The sequence below is a fragment of the Xylanibacter rodentium genome (assembly GCF_013166575.1).
GTDB lineage: Bacteria > Bacteroidota > Bacteroidia > Bacteroidales > Bacteroidaceae > Prevotella > Prevotella rodentium.
The window spans coordinates 68,839-74,838 of record NZ_JABKKE010000019.1 but is presented as its reverse complement, the minus strand read 5'-3'; the positions used below and the strand labels follow the sequence as shown (position 1 = coordinate 74,838).

The window sequence follows — 6,000 nt, the reverse complement described above, 5'->3', positions numbered from 1 at the left end:
ATTTTAAGCAAAATTTTCGCAAAATCATACAAAACAACACCAGCAAGATAGGAGACACATTATTATATAGCATGAAAGGGAAAGGAACAACGGGAAAAATGAGAAACTATGGGAACACTGTCTGAACACGGAAGACACCTTATCAGAAGACGACGGGACTCCAGCCATAACATGATAAGGACATGACCGGAAAATGATGTCAATAGGATTACCCGGTAAAGTTATTGACTTCAAGGTGTAATCCTAATAACTTTAAAAACTAAAGTCAATAACATCGTTTTAACACAAGAACGCCACGGAAAGCCCACGAGACAGAAACCGGAAAACGACAAAACAAAAAAGACATCAATATTCGGTCACTTTTTAATGATTTAGCTTGATTTTTAAACGGATTTTAATTAAGTTTGCAAAACATATGAACATCACAACAGATATATTGGCACTATACTTTGACAAGTTCAATAAAGCATACTTCGAAGGGAAACTCCCAGTGCCGAAATTTGACATTGCACCAACTTCGCACCACTCATTCAGCCACTTGTATGCAACCAGGCTAAATATAAAAAACACTATTCAGCCACAAACCCAGACATCATTTTATAAGTATTTTAATCGCTTTTGTTTTCAATTATTCACAAAAACGTTGGTTATAAAGATAATTCTTACTAATTTTGCGGATTAAACGATACAGAAAGAAAAAGCAGCCCCATTTGTCAAGGGGAATATATAAACAATCAACAACACAATATGAAGGTATTAAAATTTGGCGGGACATCCGTAGGTTCCGTAGAAAGTATCCTCAGTCTGAAAAGAATAGTAGAGGGTCAACAACAGAAAACAATCGTCGTAGTAAGTGCCCTCGGAGGGATTACCGACAAACTTATATCGACATCGACGATGGCCGTGAAAGGCGACGAACGGTATAAGGATGAGTTTGGCACCATTGTAAAACGTCATCACGACATGATAGATGCCGTGATAACAGACAAGGAAAAGCACGACAAACTATCGGACGTCACAGACAGTCTGCTGAATGAATTATGCTCGATATACCATGGAGTATTCCTAATAAAAGATTTAAGTCCGAAAACACTGGCAGCCATCGTCAGCTATGGCGAGAGACTGAGCAGCCATATAGTAGCCACACTCATCGAAGGAGCTCAATGGTATGACTCCCGCGAATTTATCAAAACCGAGTTCAAACACGGCAAGCATCTGCTTGACAGCGAACTGACAAACAGTCTGGTGCGCCATACATTCAGACAGATACCGCATGTGGCACTGATTCCCGGATTCATCAGCACAGACAAGAAATCCGGCGAAATAACCAACCTCGGACGCGGCGGCAGCGACTACACTGCCTCGATTGTCGCAGCGGCCCTCGACGCCGAAGTGCTTGAGATATGGACCGACGTGAACGGATTCATGACGGCCGACCCGCGGGTAATTCCATCAGCTTATACCATCACCGAACTAAGCTACGTGGAAGCCATGGAGCTGTGTAACTTCGGTGCAAAAGTAATCTATCCGCCAACAATATATCCCGTATGCGTAAAGAACATACCTATTAAGGTCAAAAACACTTTCAATCCGGAAGCACCGGGAACAATAATAAAAGACAAGATTGCTGGTGACAGCAAACCCATCAAAGGTATATCGAGCATAGGAGGCACAACGCTTATCACGGTCACAGGATTGTCGATGGTAGGCGTCATCGGTGTAAACCGCCGCATATTCACCGCCTTGGCAGACAATGGCATATCGGTGTTTCTGGTGTCGCAGGCTTCGTCGGAGAACTCCACTTCCATCGGTGTCCGCGATGAAGATGCCACTATGGCCGTTAAAGTGCTCAACAACGAGTTTGCAAAGGAAATTGAAACCGGTGCCATGTACCCCATGCACGCCGAGAGCGGTCTTGCCACAATAGCCATCGTTGGCGAAAACATGAAGCACACGCCCGGCATCGCAGGCAAACTCTTCGGTACGCTCGGCCGAAGCGGTATCAGTGTGATTGCCTGTGCACAAGGTGCTTCGGAAACGAACATCTCGTTTGTCATCAGTTCAAAATATCTCCGCAAATCGCTCAATGTGCTCCACGATTCGTTCTTTCTGAGCGAATATAAAGTTCTCAACCTGTTCATCTGCGGCACTGGAACAGTAGGTGGCAACCTGATAGAACAGATTCGTATGCAGCAGAACAAACTGATGGATAGCCAACGTCTGAAACTGAACGTCGTGGGAATTATGAGCAGCCACAAATCAGTGTTCTGTCGCGACGGCATACAGTTGGACAAGTACAAAGAACTTCTGGAGCTGTCTGAAGAAAGCTGCACCGGGCATATAAGGGATGAGGTTACCGGAATGAACATTTTCAACAGCGTATTTGTTGACTGCACGGCAAGCGCCGAAATTGCCGGTCTGTACCAGACTTTCCTTGAACACAACATTTCAGTGGTGGCAGCCAACAAAGTTGCAGCATCCAACGATTACGACAGCTATATAAAACTTAAAGATACTGCTATGCGCCGCGGCGTTAAATATCTGTTTGAAACAAACGTCGGTGCCGGCCTGCCCATCATCGGAACCATCAACGACCTGCGCAATTCCGGTGACAGGATTCTGAAAATAGAAGCCGTGCTCAGCGGTACCCTCAACTTCATATTCAACGAGCTGTCGTCCGAAGTGCCTTTCTCGGAAACTGTCAGACGGGCCAAGCAGCAAGGCTACAGCGAACCCGATCCAAGAATAGACCTGAGCGGCAAGGACGTTGTACGCAAACTCGTGATACTTACACGCGAGGCCGGATATAAGGTAGAGCAAGATGATGTGGAGAAAAACCTCTTTATACCGCAGAACATGTTTGACGGAACGCTTGAAGAGTTCTGGCAGAAGCTGCCGGCGCTCGATGCCGGCTTTGAAGATAGGCGCAAGGTGCTTGAGACAAACGGACAACGCTGGCGTTTCGTTGCAAAGATGGACCATGGCAAAACAAGAGTGAGTCTCGAAGCCGTGAACCGTCATCATCCTTTCTACGGTCTGGAAGGATCCAACAATATAGTGCTGCTCACCACAGAGCGATACAAAGAGTATCCTATGCTCATACAGGGCTACGGGGCCGGAGCGGAAGTTACAGCGGCCGGTGTATTTGCAAATATAATGTCGATAGCGAATATCTGATGATGAAACACATTATTATATTAGGCGACGGAATGGCCGACCATCCCGTCGGACGCCTCGGCGGCAAGACACTGCTCGAATATTCCCGACCGCGATATATGAACATGCTGGCCCGTCAAGGGCGCACCGGTCGGTTGCAGACCATACCCGAAGGCTATCATCCGGGAAGCGAAGTAGCCAACACGTCAATACTCGGTTACGACCTTGACGAGGTATATGAGGGACGAGGCCCCCTCGAAGCGGCAAGCATAGGCTACGACATGCAACCTGGCGATCTCGCGCTAAGGTGCAACATCATAACATTGGAAGATGGAAGGATAAAGAACCACCACGGCGGACACCTTACAACAGAGCAGGGAGACATACTCATAAAATATCTCGACAAGCATCTCGGCAACGACCGCGTGAAATTTGTAACAGGCATACAATATCGTCATCTGCTCATCATACGCGGCGGCAACAAGCATCTTGTATGCGCTCCGCCACACGACCATCCCAACGAGGAGTGGCGGAAACTGATGATCAAAGGCGAAGAGAAAATCAAAAATCCGCTGCATACCAACGAAAAAGACGCCGGGCAGAATATAATGAATACAACCGGACTGAGCGCAGAGGAAACGGCCGGACTGCTCAACAGTCTCATACTGAAGTCACAGGAGCTGCTTGCCGCCCATCCTTTCAACAAAGACCGCAAGGTGAAAGCCAACAGCATATGGCCGTGGGGAGGAGGATACCGCCCGCAGATGAAAACCATCAGTGAAACGTATCCTCAAGTGAAGAGCGGTTCGGTGATATCGGCTGTAGACCTGATACGCGGCATCGGCCGCTATGCCGGTCTACGCAGAATCGACGTGGAGGGAATCACAGGTCTGCACACCACCAACTATGAGGGCAAAGCCGCGGCCGCCATCAATGCCTTGAAGAGCGGTGACGACTTTGTCTTCCTGCACATAGAAGCCAGCGACGAGGCCGGACACGACGGCGACATCGACCTGAAACTGAAAACGATAGACTATCTGGACAGCCGCATAATAAAACCGATATACGACGAGGTGAGCACATGGACCGACACTCCGGTGTGTATAGCCGTGCTGCCCGACCACCCCACCCCTGTGGAGATACGCACCCATGTGAGCGAGCCTGTGCCTTTCATCATCTGGCATCCCGGCATCGTTCCCGACAACGTGCAACTTTATGACGAACGCAGTTGCGTGAACGGCAGTTACGGCCTTCTGCATCCCACCGAATTCATGAAAGCTCTGATGGATATCAGTTGATAATGACACAGGCCGTTTCATACAAAACGAACAACAATGACAAAAAAAGAAACAGCAATGAAATATTACAGTACCAACAAAAAAGCACCTCTCGCCACTCTTCACGAAGCTGTGGTAAAAGGACTGGCCGGTGACCGCGGGCTCTACATGCCCGAGCGCATCAAGCCACTGCCCAAAGAGTTTTATGAAAACATTGACAAGATGACATTCCGGGAAATAGCCTGCACCGTAGCCGACGCCTTTTTCGGCGAAGATGTCGAGGCCGGCGAGTTGCGTCGCATTGTATGCGACACCCTGCAATTCGACTGTCCCGTGGTCCGCGTCACCGACAACATCTATTCACTCGAACTATTCCACGGCCCTACGCTTGCCTTCAAAGATGTGGGTGCACGTTTCATGGCCCGCCTGCTGCAATACTTCATACGCCGCGACGGCAGCAGAAAGGTGCATGTGCTCGTTGCCACCAGCGGAGACACCGGATCGGCTGTGGCAAACGGGTTCCTCGGAGTAGAGGGCATACACGTGCACGTGCTTTACCCAAAAGGCAAAGTGAGCCGCATCCAGGAAAGCCAGTTCACCACATTGGGGCGCAACATCACCGCCATTGAGGTCGACGGCGTGTTTGACGACTGTCAGGCACTGGTGAAGAGCGCATTTATGGATGACGAGCTGAACAGCCACATGCAGCTCACATCAGCCAATTCCATCAACGTGGCCCGCTTCCTGCCACAGGCTTTCTACTATTTCAACGCCTATGCCCGCATGAAAGAACGCGGCATGGCTGACAATCTGGTAGTATGCGTGCCAAGCGGCAACTTCGGCAACATAACAGCGGCACTCTTCGGTCATCGCATGGGGCTGCCCGCAAAGCGCTTTATAGCCGCCAACAACGCCAACGACATATTCTACAACTATCTGCAAACAGGCATATACGAGCCTAAGGCAAGCCGCCAGACCATCGCCAACGCCATGGACGTGGGCGACCCGAGCAACTTCGCGCGTATCTGTGACCTCTACGGCGGCAGCCACTCGCAGATTACCGAGTTGATAAGCGGCGCCACATATACCGACGAACAGATAACCCAAGCCATAGCCGCATGCCACCACGACACAGGATACACGCTCGACCCGCACGGTGCCTGTGGCTATCGTGCACTGACCGAAGGTCTGCATGAAGGCGAGCACGGCGTATTCTGCGAGACAGCCCATCCGGCAAAGTTCAAGGAAACGGTAGAATCCATCATCGGCACCGAAGTGAAAATACCGGCACGACTGGCTGAATTCATGAAAGGCGAGAAGCAGAGCGTGCCCATGTCCAACCGTTTTGATGACTTCAAGAGTTATCTTATGGGTATCTGACGCAGCCCCGCGCAACGAAGATTTACACTGAAAAAAGATTGGAGAACTGGATACACCCCATGTCACGCACATGGCATATCCACGCTCCAATCTTTTTTTATCCAATCAGCATTAATAACGGTTTTCCGTGGTTTTGACTATTGTACAACCATATTACGTACACAACATATTCATCAATTAACAATTA

3 protein-coding genes are annotated in these 6,000 nt (G+C 49.1%); all 3 read left to right on the top strand.

All coding sequences use genetic code 11. The features are described 5' to 3' along the window. Positions 1–747: 747 nt before the first annotated feature. Genes thrA through thrC form a run of 3 tightly spaced genes read left to right on the top strand, consistent with a single transcriptional unit; the run spans position 748 to position 5,813 of the window. Positions 748–3,177 carry a bifunctional aspartate kinase/homoserine dehydrogenase I gene (thrA, locus tag HPS55_RS11085; RefSeq protein WP_172178178.1) on the top strand — a complete coding sequence of 810 codons (2,430 nt, stop codon included), beginning with the start codon at positions 748–750 and terminating at the stop codon, positions 3,175–3,177. A gap of 2 nt (positions 3,178–3,179) precedes the next feature. Further along, the gene (locus tag HPS55_RS11080) at positions 3,180–4,454 is read left to right on the top strand and encodes a cofactor-independent phosphoglycerate mutase (protein WP_172178181.1); all 1,275 of its coding nucleotides are present in this window, start codon (positions 3,180–3,182) and stop codon (positions 4,452–4,454) included. Between the two features lie 57 nt (positions 4,455–4,511). Continuing rightward, on the top strand, positions 4,512–5,813 hold the full coding sequence (gene thrC / locus HPS55_RS11075; RefSeq protein WP_172178180.1) for a threonine synthase: 1,302 nt from the start codon (positions 4,512–4,514) through the stop codon (positions 5,811–5,813). Positions 5,814–6,000 lie beyond the last annotated feature (187 nt).

Coding starts and splice junctions, on each gene's coding strand:
- thrC (WP_172178180.1), top strand. CDS start 4,512: ATGAAATATTACAGTACCAACAAAAAAGCACCTCTCGCCACTCTTCAC.
- thrA (WP_172178178.1), top strand. CDS start 748: ATGAAGGTATTAAAATTTGGCGGGACATCCGTAGGTTCCGTAGAAAGT.
- HPS55_RS11080 (WP_172178181.1), top strand. CDS start 3,180: ATGAAACACATTATTATATTAGGCGACGGAATGGCCGACCATCCCGTC.